This window comes from Halomonas kalidii, from assembly GCF_030010475.1.
In the GTDB taxonomy this organism is placed as follows: Bacteria; Pseudomonadota; Gammaproteobacteria; order Pseudomonadales; family Halomonadaceae; genus Halomonas; species Halomonas heilongjiangensis.
Window position 1 is genome coordinate 126,104 of record NZ_JASCQN010000052.1, and the last position, 20,005, is coordinate 146,108.

The following is a 20,005-nucleotide window of genomic DNA, read 5'->3' on the forward strand; positions in this document are numbered from 1 at the left end:
ATCCCCTGTGGGAGCCCCGCAAAGCGGATGTCGAGAGACCGTGGCGGTATTCAACGTGCCAGGCAGGGGGCGTGTTGCCGCATCATGGCGAGACGACCGTCGAGACTCTCGACATGGTGGTGGACGCCATGGTCGGTGATGGGCTGAAACTGGCCATACTGGACGGTCAGCGTATGGCGATAGGCGGTCGGCGTCTGGCCGACGTGCTTCTGGAAGGTGCGGGTGAAGTAGGAGAGATCGCGAAAGCCGACGCTGAAGCAGACGTCGGTGACCGATACCCTGGGGTTGGCCAGCAGGCGCTGCGCCTCGGAGATGCGGCGCCGGAGCAGGAATTCCTGGAAGGTGGTGCCGGTGAGCTTCCTGAACAGCCGGCTGAGCTGGAAGGCGCTGAGACCACAGCGCGCCGCCACGTCGGCCTGGGCGATCTTCTGGTGCAGGTGCTGCTCGATGAAGGTGATGGCCAGGTCGAGGCGCGCGTGCTGGTCGCCGGGCGCCGGGAAGCGGATGCGTGCCTCCGGCGGGATCTGGTTGCTCACCTCCATGGCTTTCCGGGTACTGCCGGCGGTGCGCTCGGGCAGCCTCAGGTCGTGGAGGGTGTCCACGACCTCCATGAACCTGGCCAGGTCCACGGGGTGCACGAAATAGTCCCACACCCGGGTGCGGAAGGCCCAGACCGCCAGGCTTTCCGAATGGGCCTGGGTCACCATCAGCAGCGGCACCGAGGCGACACGCTGCTTGGCCTGACGCAGGTCCGCCAGCCCCTGGAGGTCGGGGTAGTCGAACTGGAAGCAGGCCGCAATGGGCGGCTGGTTCGTCATGATCGGGATCGGGTCCTGGCCAGCGCCGACGAGTCTGACGTCATACCCCCTTTGCACCAGGGCCCGGTGGTAGTCCTTCTCGTGAGTTTCCTGGAGATCGCGAACCACAACTAGCACGTAGTCATGAGCCTGCATGACGAAGTTCCCCCTTGTGCCCCTACCTGCCGTTACATCCGCTGCCCTTGTTATCACCAAGGCACGCGTTCTTATAACGTTATGTACTGCTTGCGCTCGGTACACCCTGTTTTCGTCTCATTGTAGCTTTGTGTTTCAAGTTGTGTGCTTTTATTTATTAATGCCAGGAGGTAAATAACTGGGGCTCAAGGGATGAGATACCTCATGCTGATGGGGGAAACGAACCCGATGGGATGTTTGCGGCATGATCCCGAGATCGCCACCAGCGCCGTCCGGCGGCCTCGGGCAGGCGACCGAGAACGCTTGCCACAGGCACCACACCATTCTGGTAGAATCGCCGGCCTTTGTGTCGAGAGCGATGGTGTTGCCCTATGCGCCCCCAACCCGATGTCGTGGTGATCGGTGCCGGTGCCGCCGGCCTGATGTGCGCGCTGACCGCCGGCTATGCCGGGCGGCGCGTGCTGGTGCTGGATCACGCCAACAAGGCCGGCAAGAAGATCCTGATGTCCGGCGGCGGGCGCTGCAACTTCACCAACCTGGCCACCGGCCCCGCCAATTTCTTCTCCGCCAACCCGCACTTCTGCATTTCGGCGCTGAAGCGCTATCGTCCCGAGCACTTCGTCGAGCTGGTCGAGCGCCACGGCGTCGAGTACGTGGAGAAGGCACCGGGCCAGCTGTTCTGTGCCCACTCGGCCAAGGAGCTGCTCGGCGTGCTGCTCACCGAGTGCGACTGGGCCGGGGTGGATATCCGCCTCGGGACCACCGTCGTAGAGATCGAGAGGGTGGCTGAGGGCATGCGGCTCGAGACCTCGATCGGACGCATCGACACCGGTGCTGTGGTGGTGGCCACCGGGGGCCTGTCGGTTCCCACCATGGGGGCCTCCGGCTTCGGCTACGACGTGGCGCGCCGATTCGGCCTCGCGGTCACCGAGACGCGCCCGGCCCTGGTGCCCTTCACCCTCACCTCGCACTGGAAGGAGCGGGCCTCCGCCCTGGCCGGTGTCTCATGCGAGGTGAGCGTGCGGACACTGCGCGACGGCGAGCCGCGGGGGCACTATGCCGAGCCGATGCTGTTCACCCACCGCGGCCTCTCGGGGCCGGCCATGCTGCAGATCTCGAGCTTCTGGGAACCCGGCGACGAGCTGGCCATCGACCTGCTGCCCGGCCTCGATGCCTTCGAGGCGCTGACGGTGGCGCGCCGCGACACTCCCAGGCGGCAGCTCTCCAGCTGGCTCGCCGAACGGTTTCCCAGGCGGTTGGCCCAGGCGCTCGTCGAGTGGCATGGCGGCGACGGCATACTCGCCGAACGCTCCAATGCCGAGCTTGCCGCCTGGGCCGCGCGCCTCGGCGACTGGCGCCTCAAGCCCGCCGGCACCGAGGGTTGGCGCACCGCCGAGGTGACCCTGGGCGGGGTCGATACCCGGACGATCTCGTCGAAGACCTTCGCCGTCGACGGCCTGCCGCCGCTGCGCTTCATCGGCGAGGTGCTCGACGTCACCGGCGAACTCGGTGGCTACAACTTCCAGTGGGCCTGGGCTAGCGGTGTCGCCTGCGGCAATTCCCTGTAGGGAAGAGGGCGCTGTTCTATGCTCTCTATGGAGATTCCGATCGCCGCGGGAGCTGAGTCATGAGCATGATTTCCGTCCATCACGAGCCGGGGGTCGACGAGACCCCGTTCGCCGAGCGCGTCGTGGAGGAAGCGGTACGACAGGCCGAGGTCCTCGGCTGGGAGGCGGTACGCCTGACCGAGGTGGCGGCCCGACTCGAGGTGCCGGTGAGCCGCGTGCTCGCCGAGTACCGGGATCTCGATGCGGTAGCCAATGCCTGGTTCCAGCGTGGCTGGCTGGCGATGCTGGCCGAGAAGCCCGAGGGCTTTGCCCGTTGGCCGGAGCGGGCACGCCTGGAGCACTGCCTGCTGGCCTGGTTCGGCGCCTTCGCCGGCCACCGCCGGGTCACCGTGGAGATGCTGCGCACCAAGGCCCATCTGCCCCACCTGCATACCTGGGTGCCGATGGTCTTCGACCTGTCGCGCACCATCCAGTGGTTGCGCGAGGCGGCAGGCCTCGAGGCTCGCTACGGTACCCGTCGCGCCCAGCTCGAGGAGATGGCCCTGACGGCCCTGTTCATGGCCGCCCTGGCGGTGTGGTCCCGCGATCACAGCGACAACCAGACCCGGACCCGGCACTTCATCGAGAAACGGCTGAGCCGAGGCGATGGCTGGATGAAGTGGGTGCCGGGGGGAGGGCGTGGGAGGGCCACGGCTGCCGCGACGCTCTAGATACCATCGCTCGCCGACTTTTCAGACAGTGCCTGGCGGCATGACCCGGGTGGTGGTTCAGAGGAAGCGGCCGCCGGACGCGATGGCCACGGTGACGAGCCCCAGGATCAGGTTGATGCGATCAGGCGTCAGCGCAGCAGGCGCCGCACGCGCCTGAACAGCAGGGCGCCGGCCGCCAGGCGCCTGGCCACCCGCAGCACCGAGTGGGGATGACGAGAGCCCTTCAGCAGCAGCATGCCCCCCACCGTATAGAGCGGTACCTTGAAGCGCATCAGGGCGCGCCAGCCGTCGTCGATGGGGCGGCTGGCCTCGCGCCAGCGGCTGGCCTCGACCAGGATGTCGATGCGCTGCTGTTCGATGGTGGCTTCCAGATGCGCCTTGCGTTCGACACGGTCGAGGGCGGTATCGGTTCGTCGGGCCGGGAGACGGGACGCGCGGGTCTCAGTCATGGCGTGAGCGCTCTACCAGCTCGCGGTCGGTGGCCAGGTGCTTGAGCGTGCTCACGAGCAGGGTCCGGCGACGGGCCAACTGGCGCACCCACAACGCGAGCGCGGCACCGCTGCCGAGCAGTACCAGCGCACTGACACCGATGGCGACCAGCCGGTGGCTGTCCCAGAACATCACCACCACCAGCAGGGTCAGGACGGCGAGACCGAGCAGCAGCAGCAGCAGGCTCAGCCCGGCGAGCAGCAGCAGGGTGACGAGCCGGGCGCGCTCCTCCTCGATTTCCAGGACGGCGAGACGTAGCCGCGTCTCACCGGTGGCCAGCAGGCTACCCAGCAGGCGCTTGCCGGCGGTGAACAGTCGCTGTGCCGGTCCCTGGCTCTCGGCCATCAGCGACGTCCGATCAGCATGCCGATGACGACCCCCATCGCGGCGCCGATGCCGATGCTGGTCCAGGGGTTGTCATGCACGTAGCGATCGCAGGCATCGGCCTGGTGGGTGAGGGTGTCGCGGGTCTCACCATACAACCGTTCGCCGCGGGCCTCGAGACGGTCGCGGGTATCCCTGAGGCGCTTCTCGGCACGTTCGCGCAGCTCCTTGATGTTGCTGCGGGAGTCGTCGGCGGTGGCGTTGACCAACTCCTCGATGGTCTGGGTCAGGTGATGCAGGTCTTCCTTGAGCTGCTGGGCAGACTCATGGGTGTGGGAGGTTCGGCTTGCCATCTGGGTCTTCCTCTGACGGTTAATGACAGGCTCAGCATAGCAGTCGCCGGGGTGACTTCAATACGTCCGGCCATGTTCTACAAGCCGTCGCCACCGATTCACCCGCCGGTGTCAGCGGCTCATGCCGCTGCCGGAGAACAGCGGGTTGAGGCTGAAGCCGATGCCCAGGCGATGAGAGCGTTCGTCGTAGTCGATCATGCTCTCGCCGAAGCCGTAGTAATACTGGAGATGCCCGCGGATGTTGCCGAACAGCGGCCAGGAGTAGTCGAGCTGAGTGCCCATGTTGCCGGCACTGGGGTTGCCTCGCCACAGCAGGCTCAGTTCCTGGTCGCCGAAACGACGGGCGAGGGTGACATCGCCGTAGCCCATGTAGCGCTCGATGTCGGGGTTGTCGTCGTCGCCTTCGGATTCGGGGACTCGCCAATGGGGCGCCAGGCTGAATGCCCAGTCGCCGTTGATGAAGGTCGATTCCAGGATCACCCGGTTCCAGCTGCGAGACTGGTCACCGGAGCGACCGTTGGACTGGTGGTTGAAGGCCACCCGGTTGTTGATGTTGGTCCAGCCGAGCAGCGACCAGCGGTTGTCGAAGTCCAGGAAGACCTCGGGTTCGAAGTTGGTCTCGCGGAAGGGCGCGGAGTTGTCGGCATTGTAGGCCTGCCACCAGCTGCGCTGGGTGTAGGCGAAGTAGAGGTCGCCATTGTCAACGAACAGGTCCTCGGCCAGGTTGAACTTGGCACTGAACTGGAACTTCACCTCGGCGCGATCCGGAGAGCTGTCGCCGCCGTCGAAGCCCTCGCCGTTGGGGTTGCGGTTGTAGCTCAGCGGCAGCAGGTAGTTGCGTCGGTGCGTGGTGATGGCGTAGGGGTTGAGTGAGGATTCCCGCTCGAGCTGGCGACGCTCCTCCACCTCTTCGAGGTCTTGTTCTATCTCGGCGGAGAGCAGCTCTTCCGGGTCGGAAGCCTCGCCCTGGGCCTGCCGCTCATCCGCGGCCAGTTGCTGGCGCAGCGACTCGAGTTCGTTGTTCAGGGCGTCGATGCGCGATTCGATGGCAGTCCGCTCGTCGACGGTGAGACCTGCTTCCTCGGCCAGGGCCATGGTGGCTGGCCCCATCAGCAGCAGTGGCAGGGCGAGCAGTGAGACTGAACGAGGAGGAATCATGACGTCGGCGACCGTGTAGACATGTGACCGTCGTTCTACCACGCCGGGGGGGCAAGTCAACCGTGGCGATGCGACGACGTCGCTGTCTCCGCGTGGCGACGGCATTGCCTTGCCGCGCCGGGAGGTCGAGAATTGGGCCTAGGAGCCTGTCGGACTTAACGCTGATCTGCTACGAAACCCGGGCTTTCGGCCAATTTCATTCGATCTGATTCGTTAAATAGCGCGCTATTCGCCTCATCAGATCGATAAACTTGTCTCGAAATCCGTCTTTCTCGCGACGATCGGTCAAATCCGACAGGCTCCTAGCGGCCGGTTTGGCCAGGATTCTGCCCAAGGGAGTCAGTGATCAGGATGCGACGTGAACGAGGCTTCCGGGGATGGGGCCGTATTGGGCCGGCCATGGCTGGCTGGGTGATCCTGCTGCTGCTGGGCCTGGTGCTCGAGGCACACGCCAACGAGTCGCTGCCGGAACGAGCCGTGGTGGAAGAGCGGCTCGCGGCGTTGCAGCCCGAGGAGGGCGAGACGCTCAGCGATGCCGACCAGCGTCGCACCGAGATGCTCGAGGCGGTCCTGGAGGGGCTGGAGCAGCTGGCCGAGACCGAGGAGCGCCTGCAGGCCCTGGAGGAGCGGGTGGAGCAGGCGCCGGCCGAGCTGCTGCGCCTGCAGCGTGAGCTGCGTGAGGAGGAGGAGGCGGCGGCGGCACTTTCCGCTACCGGCCTGGACGATGAGCCCCTGGAAGAGCTCGAATATCGCCAGCAGGAGGCGGTGCTCGAGCTGCAGCAGTTGCAGGATCGTCTCGCCGAGGTCAACTCCCAGCTGCTCTCCGCCCAGACCCTGCCCGAGCGGGCCCAGCAGGCGATTGCCGAGGCGATGCAGGCCGTCGAGCAGGCGCGCCGCTCGCTGGACGAGCTGGAGGTGCGGGAGCTGGCCGAGGATGATCCACGGCTCTGGCGGCAACGGGTCGAGCGACGTCTGGCGGAGCAGACCCTGCGCCTGCACCAGCGTGAGCTGGGCACCAACACCCGCTTGCGCGAGCTCGCCCAGCAGCGGCGCGACCTCTTGACGCAGCAGGTCGCACGCCAGGAGACCGAGCTGGCGCTGCTGCAGAGCGTCATCGAGCGCAAGCGCAGGCTCGCCTCGGAGCAGGCCATCGCCGATGCCGCGCGGGACAATCCGCTGCTCGAGGCCGGACATCCCGTGCTGGAGCGGGCCCAGCAGCTCAACCGGGACCTGAGTCTGGAGCTGCTGCGCGCCAACGATCGCAACAACAGCCTGGTGCGGGACAGCCTGGCGACCCGCAGCCAGCTCGACCATGTGCGCCAGTTGCAGCGCAGCCTCAACGAGCAGATCGAGGCGATCCGCGGCAGCCTGCTGCTGTCGCGGATCCTGCGCGAGCAGCGCCGCTCGCTGCCCCAGGTGGATGCCCGCCGCGACCTCCAGGACGAGATCGCCGACCTGCGCCTGCGCCAGTTCGACCTGGTCCGCCAGCGCGACGCGCTGCGCCAGGGCGAGCGGCTGGCCAACCAGCGTCTGGAGGAGGCGGGCGTCGAGGTCAGTCCCGCCCTGGTCGAGTCGCTGCAGGGCCTCTACCAGTCGCGTCGCGAGCTGGTCGACCAGCTCGAGCAGTCCTACGGCAATCTGCTAAGCACCGCCATCGAGCTGCAGCTCAACCAGCAGCAGTTGCTGGAAACCTCCCGGGAGCTGCGCACCACCATCGACGAGCAGCTGTTCTGGATCGCCAACACACGACCGCTGGATCTGTCGTGGCTTCGCCAGTTGCCCTCGCACCTGCTCACCGAATGGGAGGAGGGCGAATGGCGCGAGGTGCTGCCGGTGCACTGGCGCATGCCCGGCGCCGAGGCCCTGCTCGGCGTGCCCTTCCTGCTGGCGGTGGCCGTGTTGCTGTGGTGTCGCCGGCGCATCCAGGCCCGGCTCGCCGTGCTGCACGAGCAGATCGGGCGGTTGCGCAGCGACAGCCAGGGGCACACGCCCCAGGCTGTGGCGCTCAACGCCCTGCTGGCGCTTCCCGGCCCGCTGGCTCTGGCCGGTGCGGGGGTGGCCCTGGTGGCGGGTGGCCATGGTATCGCCGTGGGTCTCGGCCAGGCCTTCTGGCACCTGTCGCTGGCCTGGGGCGTGATCGCCTGGTCGCGACGCCTGCTGGTGAGGGATGGCGTGGCCACCAAGCACTTCTACTGGCCGGCCGGCTACGTCGCCCGGTTGCGCTGGCTGCTGCTGTGGTTGGGGGTGGCGCTGGTGCCGGTGCTGCTGATCTCGACCCTGGCACGGGACGGCGATATCAGCCTGACGCTGCGCCCCCTGGCGCTGGGGCTGCTGCTCGGCGGCCTGGTGGCCATGTGCGTGCTGCAGGCGCGGCTGATCCTTGCCCATGCGCCCTTCTTCGGGGTCAAGCTGTTTCGGCTGATCCTCGGCCTGGCCATGGCCGGGATCCCGCTGGTCTTCATCGGCTTGATCGTCGCCGGCTACGAGTACACGGCGCTGAGCCTGGTGGGGCGCTTCGTGATCACCCTCTACCTGCTGGGCATGTGGATACTGGTCGAGTCCACCGTGGTTCGGGGGCTGGCAGTGGCGGCGCGTCGCCTCGCCTTCCGGCGCGCCCTGGCACGGCGCCGTGCCCAGGTGCAGGAGGGGGCCGAGGGCGGGCTCGAGGTGGTGGAGGAGCCACCGCTGGACATGGAGCAGATCAACCAGCAGTCGCTGCGGCTGTCCAAGCTGATCCTGCTGATCGGTTTCGCGGTGCTGCTCTACCTGGTGTGGTCGGACCTGCTGACGGTGCTGAGCTACCTGGACCAGGTGGCGATCTGGGGCAATGGCGACGGCGAGGACGCCGCCCTGGTCACCAGCACGCTCTCGGTGGCCGATATCTTCACCGCGCTGCTGGTCTTCGCGCTGACCCTGATGATGGCCCGCAACCTGCCGGGGCTGCTCGAGGTGATGGTGCTGTCGCGCCTGGAACTCAAGCAGGGCAGCGCCTATGCCATCACCTCGCTGCTCTCCTACGCCATCGTCGGTACCGGCCTGGTGATGTCCCTGGCGACCCTGGGCGTGGCCTGGAGCCAGCTGCAGTGGCTGGTGGCGGCGATGGGGGTGGGGTTGGGCTTCGGCCTGCAGGAGATCTTCGCCAACTTCGTCTCGGGGCTGATCATCCTCTTCGAGCGGCCGGTGCGGATCGGCGACACCATCACCCTGAGCAACCTCACCGGTACGGTGAGCAAGATTCGCATCCGGGCCACCACGGTCACCGATTTCGACCGCAAGGAGATCATCATCCCCAACAAGACCTTCGTCACCGACCAGCTGATCAACTGGTCGTTGTCGGATACGATCACCCGGGTGGTGCTCACTTATGGGGTCGCCTACGGCTCGGATCACCGCCTGGTGCACCGCCTGCTGCGACTGGCCGCCGACGAGAACCCCCGGGTGCTGGCCGACCCCGAGCCCCAGGTGTTCTTCATGGCCTACGGCGAGAGCACCCTCACTTTCGAGCTGCGCATCTTCGTCAACAGCCTCGGTGACCGGCTCTTCGCCACCGACGAGATCAACTGCCGAGTGGGCGAGCTGTTCGCCGACCACGAGGTCGATATCGCCTTCAACCAGCTCGATGTGTGGCTGCATCGCACCGACGGGACGGTGAAGAAGGTGCAGAGCGCCACGCCCGGCCAGGTGACCGATCCGACCTTCCCGCCGCCCGGGGCCAGGGGCGACCCGGGTGATTTCGACGACGGAGACGGAGGCGATGGCGGGCGCTGAGGTGCGTGAGCGTCGCTGTCAGTCCGCGGCTCCTCGCCGAACGGCGTGGAGCAGGAACTCCCGGTTGCCGTCGCCGCCGAGCAGCGGACTCTCCTGCCAGTGCAGGATGCGGAATCCCTGCTCGAGGCAGCAGCGTCGGATCGCCGCTTCCACTTCGCCGTAGCGTGCCGGCTCGCTGACGATGCCGCGAGCATTGACGCTGCCCGGCCCCACCTCGAACTGCGGCTTGACCAGGCTGAGCAGCTCGCCGTCCCGGGCGAGCAGGGTGGCGAGCTCGGGCAGGATCAGCGTCTGGGAGATGAAGGAGACGTCCATCACCGCGAGCCCCGGCGCCTCGCCCCCCTGAGCGGCGAGTGCCTCGTGTAGCCGGGCATCGCCGGCCATGGCGCGAGCATTCACTCCCTCCAGGCAGGTCACTCGGGGGTCGCCGCGCAGTTCGGAGTCGAGCTGGTCGTGGCCCACCTCCACGCCGATCACGTGACGGGCCCCGAAGCGCAGGGCACAGTCGGTGAAGCCGCCGGTGGATTGGCCCACGTCCAGCACCAGCTTGCCCGCCAGGTCGAGTCCCAGGGCCTCGATCAGCGCCTCCAGCTTGAGTCCGGCCCGCGACACGTAGCGCTCCTCCGGGTCCTCCTCGACCCGCAGTCGCACAGCGTCGGGCAGCTTCTCGCCGGGCTTGGTCAGCACGCGGCCATCGCCGACCAGGCTGACGCGGCCATGACGGATCAGCCGCTGGGCGCGGGTGCGGGAACGGGCCAGGCCCTGGGTGACGAGCAGTTGGTCGAGGCGCGGCATGGTCTCTCCGGCGGCGAGCGTGAAGGCGGGGCAGGATCGGGGCATAGTATGGCATACTGGCTTTATTAGCCGGGTAACAAAAAGGAGCGAGCTTGGAGCAAGCGACGGGATTGGCGCTGGCCAGGTCACTGGCGATCGGTGCCGTCGGTGGACTGATCTTCCACCTGGTCGGGCTGCCGCTGGCCTGGATGCTGGGCCCCCTGGTCGCCAACCTGCTCGTCTCCGCTCGTGGCGTCGATGTGCGGGTGCCGGAGCGACTGCGCGAGGCCTTCCTCGGGGTGCTGGGGTTGGTGCTGGGCAGTCAGGTGACGCCCGAGCTCGCGGCACGGGTGCTGGAGTGGCCGCTGTCGATGGCCCTGCTGCTCGTGGGGGTGGCGGCGTCCACCGCGGCGGCGGCGGCCTGGTATCGGCGCTGCGGCTTCGACTCGGTCAGCGCCTGGTTCGCCTCTGCCCCGGGAGCGATGACGGCGATGATTCTGATGGGCGAGAAGTGCGGCGGTGAGCCGCGACGGATCGCCATCGCCCAGTCCCTGCGGGTGGTGCTGGTGGTGCTGATCCTGCCACCGCTGTTCTGGGCCTATGAGGGCGCAGCCGCAAATGGCGAGCCGGCGGTGCGGACGCTGCAGGATCCGTGGCTGTTGCTGGCGTTGCCGGCGCTGATTCCCCTGGGGCACTTGCTCAAGCTGCCGAGTCCGACCCTGCTGGCACCGCTGGTCTTCACGGCGCTGCTCTCCGGATTCGATATCGCCAGTCTACGACTGCCCGACTGGGGCATGAACCTGATGCTGTGGGTATTGGGCAGTGCCATCGGCTCGCGCTTTCGAGGCCTCTCCTCGGCGCGCCTCGGGCGCTACCTGTTCGAGGCCTTCGTCGCCACCCTGGTGGCGCTGGCGGTGCTGGCGCTGTTCGCCGAGCTGATCCACCGCCTGGTGGGGGTGCCGCGGGACGTGGCCCTGCTGGCGCTGGCCCCGGGGGGGATCGGCGAGATGGCGATCCTGGCCGTGGCGTTGGACCTCGACCCGGTATTCGTCGCCTGCCACCACCTGTTGCGCATGGTGGCACTGATGCTCTTCGCGCCCTTCTGGGCGCGATTCCTGCGGCGCCGCCCGTGATCAGTTCCCGTTGGGCTCCTGGCCGGCATCGGCCTGCAGGCCCGTGGGTGGGATCCGGTCGGCCCCCCAGCTGCGGTGGACGTGGCCGGTGACCCGGTCGAGTTCCTCCTGGGTGATCTGGGCCAGTTCGCCGCGCTCCAGCGGGTCGTAGTGGAAGATGTAGAGGCGCGAGGCGAACTGCTCGAAGGGCAGCGACGACTCGCCGAACCGCTCCCCCTTGCCGGCGGTGCTCACCTTGATGCCGTCGCCCCAGTCCTGGCCGCTGTCGTTGTTGGGGTTGAAGAAGTAGACCCGCATGACGTCGTTCGGGTCCAGCGAGACCCGCAGCACCGTGATGGCGTGCCAGCCGATGAAGCGGGCGGCGCTGTCGGTCACGGCGATGCCCGCCGGCTGCGGGTGGATCAGCGGTTGGTTGCCGTTGTAGTAGGGGTGGTAGCTGGCATAGAAGTGGCGCAGGAAGGTGTCCAGTTCGTGCAGCTGTCCGGTGGCCACGTCGACATTGATGCGGAAGCCCCGGCCCGACCACCAGCCGTGGAATTCCGGGTTCACCCAGCGGTGCGGGTCGCCCTCGCGGCCGATGCAGCGCCGCCCCATCTCGGCATAGATGCGGTCGAGGTGGGGCACCACGATCAGCGACACCGGGTCCAGGTCTATGGGCAGGGTCTGGGCCACGCCGGAGAGGCTCGCCATGGAGGAGAGCGGCATGCCTTCGAAATGCATGATGATCTCGTCGTCACGGGCCGCCCAGGCCACCATCTGCAGCAGGTAGTCGGGGTCGTTGTAGGCCCACATGGAGAGTGCCCTGGCCGACTGGCAGGTGGGGTTGTTGCCCTGACCCACGCCCAGCGGCTGCCCGAGCATGCACAGCACGCCTTCCAGCAGCCGCGCCCGCGGCGAGATGGCCTCGCCATAGGCCAGGTTCAGGCGTGCCTGGGACCACTCCGAGAGCGAGAGCCCCAGCTGGCGCCACATGGCCGGGGCCACCGGTGGCTGGTAGAGGATGCCGCGCTCGAGCATCAGTGCCAGGCCATAGGCCGCCTGGGGGGTGGCCGGGTGGACGCCGCCGCGGATCAGGGCATGGACCAGCTCGCGGTAGCAGAGCAGGCAGTCGCGGCCGGTGGAGGAGAGTCCCAGCGCCTCGGCGAGCAGGTGGTCGCCATGGTCGAGCAGGTGGCGCAGCAGCACCGGATGGTAGGGCGACACCAGGCCGGTATCGTGCATGGCGCGGGCGAAGCCGGTGGCCTCGCCCTGGAGGGCGGCGCTGTCCATGCTCGAGAGCCGTTCGCGATAAACCTCCAGCCCCGGATCCTCGCGGCACGCCAGGGTGGGGCCGAACAGCGAGCTGACCAGGCGGTCGGCGCCCTGGCCGCTGGTGCCCAGGTCGATCGCCGGATTGGCCTGGCAGATGGCGATCTGGGTGATCATCTGCTTGACCGGTTCGACCTGGATCGGACGCTGCTGCAGGATCCGCCAGATCTCCTCGATCAGCTTGTCGATGATGTGTTCGTAGCCGATGCGCTCGGCCAGGTGGCGGAACAGGTGGCGCGGGATCTGCGCCAGGCGACCCTGGGTCTCGCGCTCGGCCTCGCTGGGCGCACCGAACAGCAGCCAGAGGTTGAGCGCCATCACCTGGGTGAGGTAGTGGTGGGCCTGCTCCGCCGAGACCAGCGGATGCAGGTACTCGCCCTTGGCCACCGCCAGCAGCCGCAGTTCGCTCAGGGCCTCGATCACCACGGTGTTGGGGTCGGGGCTCTTCAGCGCATGGGTGGTGAGCGAAGGCACCAGGTACTGGGGGGTCTCCCAGTCGGAGCCGAGGAAGACCCCGGCCTCCTCCAGTGCCCTGGCGCGGGCTTCCACGGCGGCGGCGCCACCCTCCTGGAGCAGCACGCGACGCGCGGTATCCAGCACCCGGGGCAGCTTCCCTGGCTTGGCGAAGTCGCGTGATTCGGTGAGCAGGGTGGTCGCGTCATCGAGTTTCGCCAGCAGGCCGGCGAGCTTGTCGTCGCCTGCCGGCTCGCTTGTGTCGTGCGTAGGTCGGTGCGTCGTCACGCCGACTCCTTGTCGTCAGGCTGTCATCATCCCCATGACGCCTCGATCAGACATAGAAATCAAGCTCTTCCATCTGCTTGAGCAGATCCTTCATGCGGGCGGCCTCGTCACCCTTGAAGTAGATCAGCCCCCAGTGGGTGCCGAAGGCGGTCCGCTTGGTGACGGTCTCCTCCATGGGCGGCGTCAATTCGTGGGACTCGAAGTAGGGGTCGTCCTCGACCTCTTCGGGAATTTCCAGCTTGCTGACCACCCGGCGGCGCGGGTAGACGCCGAAGCAGCCGGCGTAGCCGTCGGCATCGACCACTTCCTTCGGGAAGTAGGCGCTGACTTCTTCTGGCGTGGACTTGGGGTCGAACACCAGCATGCTGGCCTGGTAGGCGTTGAAGCCGTAGACCCGCTCGAGCAGTTCGAAGACCTTGAAGCCCGGCGGCCGGTAGGCGACCTCGCCGAAGTACATCTCGCCGTCGCTGGTCACGAAGTACTCGGGGTGGATCAGGCCGAACTCGATGTCGAAGGCCTTGATCAGCTTCTCGATCTGGGCGGTGATCTGCGGGCGGTACTGCTCGAGTTCCGGCGAGGCGGGCACGAACACCGAGTAGCCCAGGGTCACGTATTCCGAGATGTTGAGGAAGGCGACCTTGCCGTTGTGGATCCAGGCCTCCACGGCAAATTCCCAGCCGTCCAGGTGTGACTCCATCAGCACCGGGAACTCCTCGTCGGGAATGGTATCGACCTCGTCCGGGGTACGGATCACCCGGTGGCCCAGGCAGCCGGCCTTGTCGAAGGCCTTGAGGTGAATGGGGTCGTTGGGGTCGCCGTCGAGCTTGAGCAGGGTCTGGTTGACCCGCTTGAGGAAGCGGATGACATCTCCCTTGTCGTGGGCCTCCTCGAAGATGCCCACCCGGATGCCGCCCAACTGGGCGCGGCGCTTCATCAGCGCCTTGTCACGCAGCAGCAGCGACTGGCCGTAGAGCCGCGGGTTGTCGAGCAGCAGCGAGTTGATGGCGCCGGCCCACTCCACGGTCTCCTCGAACAGCGGAATGGCCACATCGACGCCCATCTCCTTGAGTGTTTCGGCGATCTCCATGGAACGGTCGTTGAGGCGCTCGAAGTTCCAGGGCACATAGGGAATGTCGTGCTTCTGACAGTACTCCTCGGCCCAGTCCGGGGCGACCACCACATAGCGTCTGTCGAAGTTCTCGGCGGCTTCGATGGCATTCAGGCTCCAGCCCAGCAGGGCGATGTAGCCCTTGTTCGGATCCTTCTTCATGGGGCGCCTCCAGATGTCGGCAATGGATGATTCCTCCCGGACGGGAGTGGCTGTCGGAAGGAAGCGAATACCCCTCACCATACACCAGCGGGCGAGGGGTGACATCCTCGCGCCACCGCTCGGGCGCTGCCCCTTGCCGCCATGGCGGGCCGCTGTTATAGTGCCCGCGCACTCGACAAGCCCTTGATGCCGCGTCGAGTTTGATGCCCCGAGCCAGGCTCGGTACGCATCCGCTGTGGTGGCCCCGTCGGTCCTCTCGCAACGCTAAGCCGCAAACCCCGCCAGGCCCGGAAGGGAGCAACGGTAGTGGTGGACGCGTGTGCCGGGATGTGGCTGTCGGGGCCGCCTCCATATAGGCGGTGCCATTCCCCCTCCGATGCCTGCCTGTCCGTCTTTCCGCCGGTTTACTCGTCCGTTCCTGCTGCTTCCATGACAATACGCCCCCCGGTGTGCAACCGTCATTGCGGCGGCGTCCCCGTGGCGTCGGCCAGGGCAGCGTTCCGATGCACTCCTCCTCGATCACTGTCCTGCCGCGTCAGCGAGACGTCGTCCCGGGTGATGGCCTTTATCCGCGAGGCGGGGCAGGGTATTTCCCCGGGAAACCGATACACTGTAACCAGGGCGGGTCGTGATAGTCGTGGGCGATCCCATCGGCCGGGGAGTACACGAGGAGATGGGGGGCGGGACGAGGCGGGCACGGCAGCGCATCGTGACACTGGCCATGATGGGGATCCTGGCCACGGGAGCTCTGGTGGGGGCGAGTACCGCCGTGCCGCTCTTTCATGTCACCCGCGACAGGCTGGCAACCACCACGCTGGCCAGCGTCCAGATCCAGGCGGATGCCCTGGACGATCGGCTGCGCCTCTTCGAGGAGCTGGCTCGGCAGCTGGCCAGCGACGAGGAGATCCGTCGGCGTCTGGTGTCCCATGCCGACGGCGAACTCAGTCGCCCCTCGCTGGTCGCCTACAGCGCCCCGCGACTGCGCGATGCCATGGCCCCGTCCGAGGAGCTCATCGGCCTGGTGCGCCGGGATTCGGCAGGGGAGACGCTGCTGTCCCTTGGGCGCACGCCGCTGGGGCAGCAGGAGGCGCAGCGCAATGACGGGGAGGCGAGTTCGCCTGCTCGGCTGGTGCAGGTGGGCGAGGCGCTGGCAGTGGAAGTGGCGGCGCCGATCCTCGCCGACAACGGGGCGCCCATCGGCACCGATCTGCTCTATTTTCGGCTGGATGACCTGACAGCGCTACTGGCCGACGACGACCGATTCGGTGCCGCGGCACGCCAGTACCTGGTGGCGTTGGATGGCGGGGTTCTGTTGACCGGCGGGGAGAGGGGGGAGCCCTTGGTCAGGGCGCCGGACGAGGTGGAAGGGCCCCGAGTGCAGGCCCTGGGCGAGGGGTGGTCCGGCCTCCACAGGACCGGCATGGGGAGTCGCGAGCAGGTGTTGATCGGTGTGCCCGCGGTGACGCCCGGCTGGGGAGTGCTGGTGGTGGTGCCGGCCGGCAGTTTCTATGCCGAGGTCTTTCGCGTGCTGGCCTGGCCGCTGCTGGCGACCCTGGCCATGATGCTGCTGGGGGCGCTGGTCACCGCCCGGGCACTCAGGCCGCTGTTGTCGCGTATCGACGAGCAGGCGCGGCGCCTCGAGGAGTCGGCCCATTACGATGCCCTGACCCGTCTGCCCAATCGCTACCATCTCGGCCAGCGACTCGAGGCGGCGCTGGAGGCCGCGACGTCGGAGCGGTCCCGGCTCGCCGTGCTGTTTCTCGACCTGGACCATTTCAAGGGCGTCAACGACAGCCTCGGCCACCCGCTGGGTGATCGCCTGCTGCGTGCGGTGGGCCGGCGGTTGTCGCTGGCACTGCGCGACAGGGGGCAGTTGGGACGGCTGGGCGGCGACGAGTTCCTGGTGGTGATCGAGCACCTGTCGCCCCCCGAGGCTGCCGAAGAGGTGGCGTGCCAGTTGATCGACGCCCTGGCGGAGCCCTTTCGCGTCGGGGGGCACGAGATCTTCCTCGGGGCGTCCATCGGCATCAGCCTGTTTCCCGAGGACGGTACGACCAGCGAGGCGCTGATCCGCAACGCCGATACCGCCATGTACCGGGCCAAGGCCCTCAAGCGCAACACCTGGCAGCGCTACACCGCGGCGCTGGGAGAGGCGAGCCGCGAGCGTTTCGACCTCGAGGTGGGGTTGCGCCGGGCGCTCGAGCGCGGCGAGCTGCAGCTCTACTTCCAGCCGCAGGCCTTCATCGACGGAGGCCGGGTGTTCGGCGCCGAGGCGTTGATTCGCTGGGTCTCGCCGGAGGGCGAGACGATCATGCCGGAGCGCTTCATCCCGTTGGCCGAGGAGTCGGGGCTGAGCCATGCCCTGGGGCGCTGGATACTCGGTGAGGCGTGCCGTCGTGCGCGGCAGTGGGAGTTGCGCGGGCTCGACCTGCAGGTGGCCGTCAACCTCTCCGGTGCCCAGGTGGTCCACGGTGATATCGTCGGCGACGTGCGGCGAGTGCTGCAGGAGAGCGGCTTGTCGCCGGAGCGGCTGGAGCTCGAGATCACCGAGGGGTTCCTGATCAGCCACGCCGACGAGGGCATCGGCGTACTCCACGAGCTGCGTGAGCTGGGCGTGATGCTGGCGGTGGACGACTTCGGTACCGGCTACTCGTCGCTTGCCTATCTCAAGCGGCTGCCCGTGCAGCGACTGAAGATCGACCAGTCCTTCGTGCGCGACGTGCCGGGTGACGTGGACGACGAGATCATCCTGGCCGCCATCCTGTCGATGGCCGGGCGGCTAGGGCTCGAGGTGGTCGCCGAGGGGGTCGAGCTCCCGGTGCAGCTCGACTTCCTGGCGGGCCTGGGTTGCGAGCGCTACCAGGGGTTCCTGTTGAGCCGGCCGGTACCCGCCGACGTGTTCGATCGACGCTGGGGCGGCGGAGCCGAGCTTTGCGCCCCCGTCCCCAGCCGGTAGAATGGGAGCTTCGATTTCCACGATCGGCGTGGCCTGGGGGATTCCCGGGCGGCGTCGATCCCGAGTCCGGCTGCCAGCCAGCCCAGCTGCAAGGATCCCGCGCTGCATGAGCTATCAGGTTCTGGCCCGCAAGTGGCGGCCGCGTACCTTCCATGAACTGGTCGGCCAGGAGCATGTCCAGCGGGCGCTGGTCAATGCCCTGGACCAGGGACGCCTGCACCACGCCTACCTGTTCACCGGCACCCGTGGGGTGGGCAAGACCACCCTCGCGCGCATCCTCGCCAAGTGCCTCAACTGCACGGCGCAGGGGCATGGCGACGAGGGCATCACCTCGACGCCCTGTGGCGTGTGTGACAGCTGCCGGGCCATCGACGAGGGGCGCTTCGTCGACCTGATCGAGGTCGACGCTGCCTCGCGCACCAAGGTGGAGGATACCCGCGAGCTGCTCGACAACGTGCAGTACGCGCCGACCCAGGGGCGCTACAAGGTGTACCTCATCGACGAGGTGCACATGCTCTCCACCCATAGCTTCAACGCGCTGCTCAAGACCCTGGAAGAGCCACCGCCCCACGTGAAGTTCCTGCTCGCCACCACCGACCCGCAGAAGTTGCCGGTCACGGTGCTGTCGCGCTGCCTGCAGTTCACCCTCAAGAACATGGCGCCGGAGCGCATCGTCGAGCACCTCACCCGGGTCCTCGAGGCCGAGTCGGTGCCCTGCGACGAGAGCGCCCTGTGGCTGCTGGGCAAGGCCGCCGATGGCTCGATGCGCGATGCCCTGAGCCTCACCGACCAGGCCATCGCCTTCGGCCAGGGGCAGGTGCGCCACGCCGACGTGGCGGCCATGCTGGGTACCCTGGATCACCGTCATGTGCTGGTCCTGCTCGAGGCCCTGGCCGAGGTGGACGCGGCGCGCGTGCTCGCCGAGGTCGCGGCCCTGGCCGAGCAGGGGCCCGACTTCGCCGCGGTGCTCGACGACGTCACCGGGGTGCTGCACCGCCTGGCCATCGCCCAGATGGTGCCGGAGGCGCTGGACAACGGCCATGGTGACCGCGAGGCGCTGCTGCAGCTGGCCGCCCGCTTCACCGCCGAGGACGTACAGCTCTACTATCAGATCGGCATCCAGGGGCGCGGCGACATGGAGCACGCCCCCGACCTGCGCATGGCGCTGGAGATGACCCTGTTGCGCATGCTGGCCTTCCGTCCCCAGGGCGTGCCCCGGCCGGCGAAGACGCCTTTGCCGCTGCGGGGTGGCGCCGACGACAAGCAGTCCGACGAAGCGCCTGCGGCCGGTGCCCCGGACGAGCCGGCATCGAGCGCGCCCCAGCCGCCGTCCGGCGCGGGTGACCCGCCCTCCGTCGAGGCTCCGAGCGCGCCGGCATCCGCGTCACCTCCAGAAGCCGCGCCACCGGTCGAGCCCAAGGCGCCGCCAGCGAAAGAGCCGCCACCAGTGGAAGAGCCGCCACCAGCGGAAGAGCTGCCGCCCTGGGAAGAGCGGGACGCCTCGCGTGGGGCGGGTAGCGCGCCCGAGTCGGTCGCCCCGGTGTCGCCGAAACCAGAGGTGGCCGCGCCGCCGCCCGATCCCCTCCCTGACGCAGCCAAGTCCGCGGCTCGGGCTCTCGAGCCCGCCGCCCCGGCCTCCGGCACCACCCTCTCGAACGAGGAAGTCGATGGACGCCTCGACCATGCCGGCTGGCTGGCTTGCTTCGAGTCACTGGGGCTCGGCGGCCTGACCCGCAACCTGGCGGCGAATTGCGTTGTCGAAGCCGACGACGGCGAGCGGCTGTCGCTGCGGCTCGATCCGGCGCTCTCGGCGATGAACGCCGAGGTGCACGTGGAGCGGATCACCCGGGCACTGGCGGGGGCCGGCATCGAGCGCCGCCTCAGCGTCGAGGAGGGCCCACTGCCCGAGGGCATCGAGACCCCCAGGCTGCAGGCCGAGCGCCTGGCCGCCGAGCGCCATGCCGAGGCGGTTGAAGCGCTGAGCAACGACCCGCATGTTCGGCAATTGCAGCAGGCCTTCGGCGCCCGCCTGATCGAATCCACGGTCAAGCCCGCCGATGCCGAGGCACGCGGCTGACGCGCCGCACCCGATCACAGCAGCATTCACACTACCAAGTGAGAGGAATCCCCCATGATGAAGGGCGGAATGGGCAACCTGATGAAGCAGGCCCAGGAGATGCAGGAGAAGATGCAGCGCGTCCAGGAAGAGGTCGCCAAGGCCGAGGTCCAGGGCGAGGCCGGTGCCGGCATGGTCAAGGTGACCATGAATGGCCGCCATGACGTCAGCAAGGTCGACATCGACCCCAGCGTCATGGAAGAGGACAAGGAACTGCTCGAGGACCTGCTGGCTGCTGCGGTGAACGATGCGGTGCGCAAGGTCGAGGCCAGCTCCCGGGCGAAGATGGAAGAGGCGACTGCCGGCCTGAACCTGCCGCCGGGCTTCAAGATGCCTTTCTAGCTCCGTATAAACGGACTGCGCTCGATCATGCAGCGTTAAAAA

Annotated in this window: 15 protein-coding genes and 1 other RNA gene; 8 read left to right on the forward strand and 8 right to left on the reverse strand. The window is 67.8% G+C overall.

Annotated elements, in window-relative coordinates:
* Positions 1-50: 50 nt before the first annotated feature.
* Positions 51-953: a helix-turn-helix transcriptional regulator gene (locus tag QLQ85_RS19905; protein ID WP_282740586.1), complete on the reverse strand. Its 903-nt coding sequence runs from the start codon at positions 951-953 to the stop codon at positions 51-53.
* A 371-nt stretch (positions 954-1,324) separates the two neighbouring features.
* Between QLQ85_RS19905 and QLQ85_RS19910 the strand changes: the two genes are divergently transcribed.
* Both QLQ85_RS19910 and QLQ85_RS19915 read left to right on the forward strand, forming a co-directional pair.
* A complete protein-coding gene (locus tag QLQ85_RS19910) occupies positions 1,325-2,521 on the forward strand; it encodes a BaiN/RdsA family NAD(P)/FAD-dependent oxidoreductase (RefSeq protein ID WP_282740587.1) in 1,197 nt (398 codons plus the stop codon).
* Between the two features lie 59 nt (positions 2,522-2,580).
* The gene (locus QLQ85_RS19915) at positions 2,581-3,231 is read left to right on the forward strand and encodes a hypothetical protein (RefSeq protein WP_282740588.1); all 651 of its coding nucleotides are present in this window, start codon (positions 2,581-2,583) and stop codon (positions 3,229-3,231) included.
* A 128-nt stretch (positions 3,232-3,359) separates the two neighbouring features.
* Here QLQ85_RS19915 and QLQ85_RS19920 read toward each other — a convergent pair whose 3' ends face one another.
* The 4 genes from QLQ85_RS19920 to QLQ85_RS19935 all read right to left on the reverse strand — a co-directional run bounded on the left by QLQ85_RS19920 (position 3,360) and on the right by QLQ85_RS19935 (position 5,555).
* Complete coding sequence (locus tag QLQ85_RS19920; protein ID WP_282740589.1) at positions 3,360-3,680, reverse strand: YqjK-like family protein; 321 nt, start codon at positions 3,678-3,680, stop codon at positions 3,360-3,362.
* The gene (locus QLQ85_RS19925) at positions 3,673-4,065 is read right to left on the reverse strand and encodes a phage holin family protein (protein WP_282740590.1); all 393 of its coding nucleotides are present in this window, start codon (positions 4,063-4,065) and stop codon (positions 3,673-3,675) included. The genes QLQ85_RS19920 and QLQ85_RS19925 overlap by 8 nt, the downstream gene beginning before the upstream one ends.
* Entirely contained in the window at positions 4,065-4,397 is a 333-nt protein-coding gene (locus tag QLQ85_RS19930) for a DUF883 family protein (protein WP_102627306.1), read from the reverse strand. Before QLQ85_RS19930 ends, QLQ85_RS19925 begins: the two co-directional genes overlap by 1 nt.
* A 111-nt stretch (positions 4,398-4,508) precedes the next feature.
* Complete coding sequence (locus tag QLQ85_RS19935) at positions 4,509-5,555, reverse strand: phospholipase A (RefSeq protein ID WP_407650422.1); 1,047 nt, start codon at positions 5,553-5,555, stop codon at positions 4,509-4,511.
* 399 nt (positions 5,556-5,954) lie between these two features.
* On the opposite strand from QLQ85_RS19935, the gene mscK reads away from it, so the two are divergent.
* A complete protein-coding gene (mscK, locus tag QLQ85_RS19940; protein ID WP_282740591.1) occupies positions 5,955-9,323 on the forward strand; it encodes a mechanosensitive channel MscK in 3,369 nt (1,122 codons plus the stop codon).
* 18 nt (positions 9,324-9,341) lie between these two features.
* Here mscK and QLQ85_RS19945 read toward each other — a convergent pair whose 3' ends face one another.
* The gene (locus QLQ85_RS19945) at positions 9,342-10,118 is read right to left on the reverse strand and encodes a TlyA family RNA methyltransferase (RefSeq protein WP_282740592.1); all 777 of its coding nucleotides are present in this window, start codon (positions 10,116-10,118) and stop codon (positions 9,342-9,344) included.
* A gap of 92 nt (positions 10,119-10,210) precedes the next feature.
* Between QLQ85_RS19945 and QLQ85_RS19950 the strand changes: the two genes are divergently transcribed.
* Positions 10,211-11,230, forward strand: coding sequence for an AbrB family transcriptional regulator (locus tag QLQ85_RS19950; RefSeq protein WP_282740593.1), 1,020 nt, complete (start codon positions 10,211-10,213; stop codon positions 11,228-11,230).
* Here the strand turns inward: QLQ85_RS19950 and QLQ85_RS19955 are convergent, their stop codons facing one another.
* Together QLQ85_RS19955 and QLQ85_RS19960 are read right to left on the reverse strand one after the other, a co-directional pair.
* Positions 11,231-13,279 carry a hypothetical protein gene (locus QLQ85_RS19955; RefSeq protein WP_282740594.1) on the reverse strand — a complete coding sequence of 683 codons (2,049 nt, stop codon included), beginning with the start codon at positions 13,277-13,279 and terminating at the stop codon, positions 11,231-11,233. It abuts the gene before it with no gap.
* A gap of 46 nt (positions 13,280-13,325) precedes the next feature.
* Entirely contained in the window at positions 13,326-14,549 is a 1,224-nt protein-coding gene (locus QLQ85_RS19960; RefSeq protein ID WP_282740595.1) for an ATP-grasp domain-containing protein, read from the reverse strand.
* A 245-nt stretch (positions 14,550-14,794) separates the two neighbouring features.
* Between QLQ85_RS19960 and ffs the strand changes: the two genes are divergently transcribed.
* The 4 genes from ffs (at position 14,795) to QLQ85_RS19980 (ending at position 19,963) form a co-directional block, all read left to right on the forward strand.
* Positions 14,795-14,891: signal recognition particle sRNA small type (gene ffs / locus QLQ85_RS19965), an RNA gene on the forward strand.
* A gap of 295 nt (positions 14,892-15,186) precedes the next feature.
* The gene (locus QLQ85_RS19970) at positions 15,187-17,505 is read left to right on the forward strand and encodes a putative bifunctional diguanylate cyclase/phosphodiesterase (RefSeq protein ID WP_282740596.1); all 2,319 of its coding nucleotides are present in this window, start codon (positions 15,187-15,189) and stop codon (positions 17,503-17,505) included.
* A gap of 106 nt (positions 17,506-17,611) precedes the next feature.
* A complete protein-coding gene (gene dnaX / locus QLQ85_RS19975) occupies positions 17,612-19,582 on the forward strand; it encodes a DNA polymerase III subunit gamma/tau (RefSeq protein ID WP_282740597.1) in 1,971 nt (656 codons plus the stop codon).
* Positions 19,583-19,636: 54 nt separating this feature from the next.
* Positions 19,637-19,963 (forward strand): YbaB/EbfC family nucleoid-associated protein, encoded by a 327-nt coding sequence (locus QLQ85_RS19980; RefSeq protein ID WP_102629293.1) that lies wholly within the window; start codon positions 19,637-19,639, stop codon positions 19,961-19,963.
* Positions 19,964-20,005: the final 42 nt, after the last annotated feature.

Bases quoted from the DNA above. Each gene is read 5' to 3' on its own strand.
- QLQ85_RS19905 (WP_282740586.1), bottom strand. From the start codon at position 953: ATGCAGGCTCATGACTACGTGCTAGTTGTGGTTCGCGATCTCCAGGAA.
- QLQ85_RS19910 (WP_282740587.1), top strand. From the start codon at position 1,325: ATGCGCCCCCAACCCGATGTCGTGGTGATCGGTGCCGGTGCCGCCGGC.
- QLQ85_RS19915 (WP_282740588.1), top strand. From the start codon at position 2,581: ATGAGCATGATTTCCGTCCATCACGAGCCGGGGGTCGACGAGACCCCG.
- QLQ85_RS19920 (WP_282740589.1), bottom strand. From the start codon at position 3,680: ATGACTGAGACCCGCGCGTCCCGTCTCCCGGCCCGACGAACCGATACC.
- QLQ85_RS19925 (WP_282740590.1), bottom strand. From the start codon at position 4,065: ATGGCCGAGAGCCAGGGACCGGCACAGCGACTGTTCACCGCCGGCAAG.
- QLQ85_RS19930 (WP_102627306.1), bottom strand. From the start codon at position 4,397: ATGGCAAGCCGAACCTCCCACACCCATGAGTCTGCCCAGCAGCTCAAG.
- QLQ85_RS19935 (WP_407650422.1), bottom strand. From the start codon at position 5,555: ATGATTCCTCCTCGTTCAGTCTCACTGCTCGCCCTGCCACTGCTGCTG.
- mscK (WP_282740591.1), top strand. From the start codon at position 5,955: ATGGCTGGCTGGGTGATCCTGCTGCTGCTGGGCCTGGTGCTCGAGGCA.
- QLQ85_RS19945 (WP_282740592.1), bottom strand. From the start codon at position 10,118: ATGCCGCGCCTCGACCAACTGCTCGTCACCCAGGGCCTGGCCCGTTCC.
- QLQ85_RS19960 (WP_282740595.1), bottom strand. From the start codon at position 14,549: ATGAAGAAGGATCCGAACAAGGGCTACATCGCCCTGCTGGGCTGGAGC.
- dnaX (WP_282740597.1), top strand. From the start codon at position 17,612: ATGAGCTATCAGGTTCTGGCCCGCAAGTGGCGGCCGCGTACCTTCCAT.
- QLQ85_RS19980 (WP_102629293.1), top strand. From the start codon at position 19,637: ATGATGAAGGGCGGAATGGGCAACCTGATGAAGCAGGCCCAGGAGATG.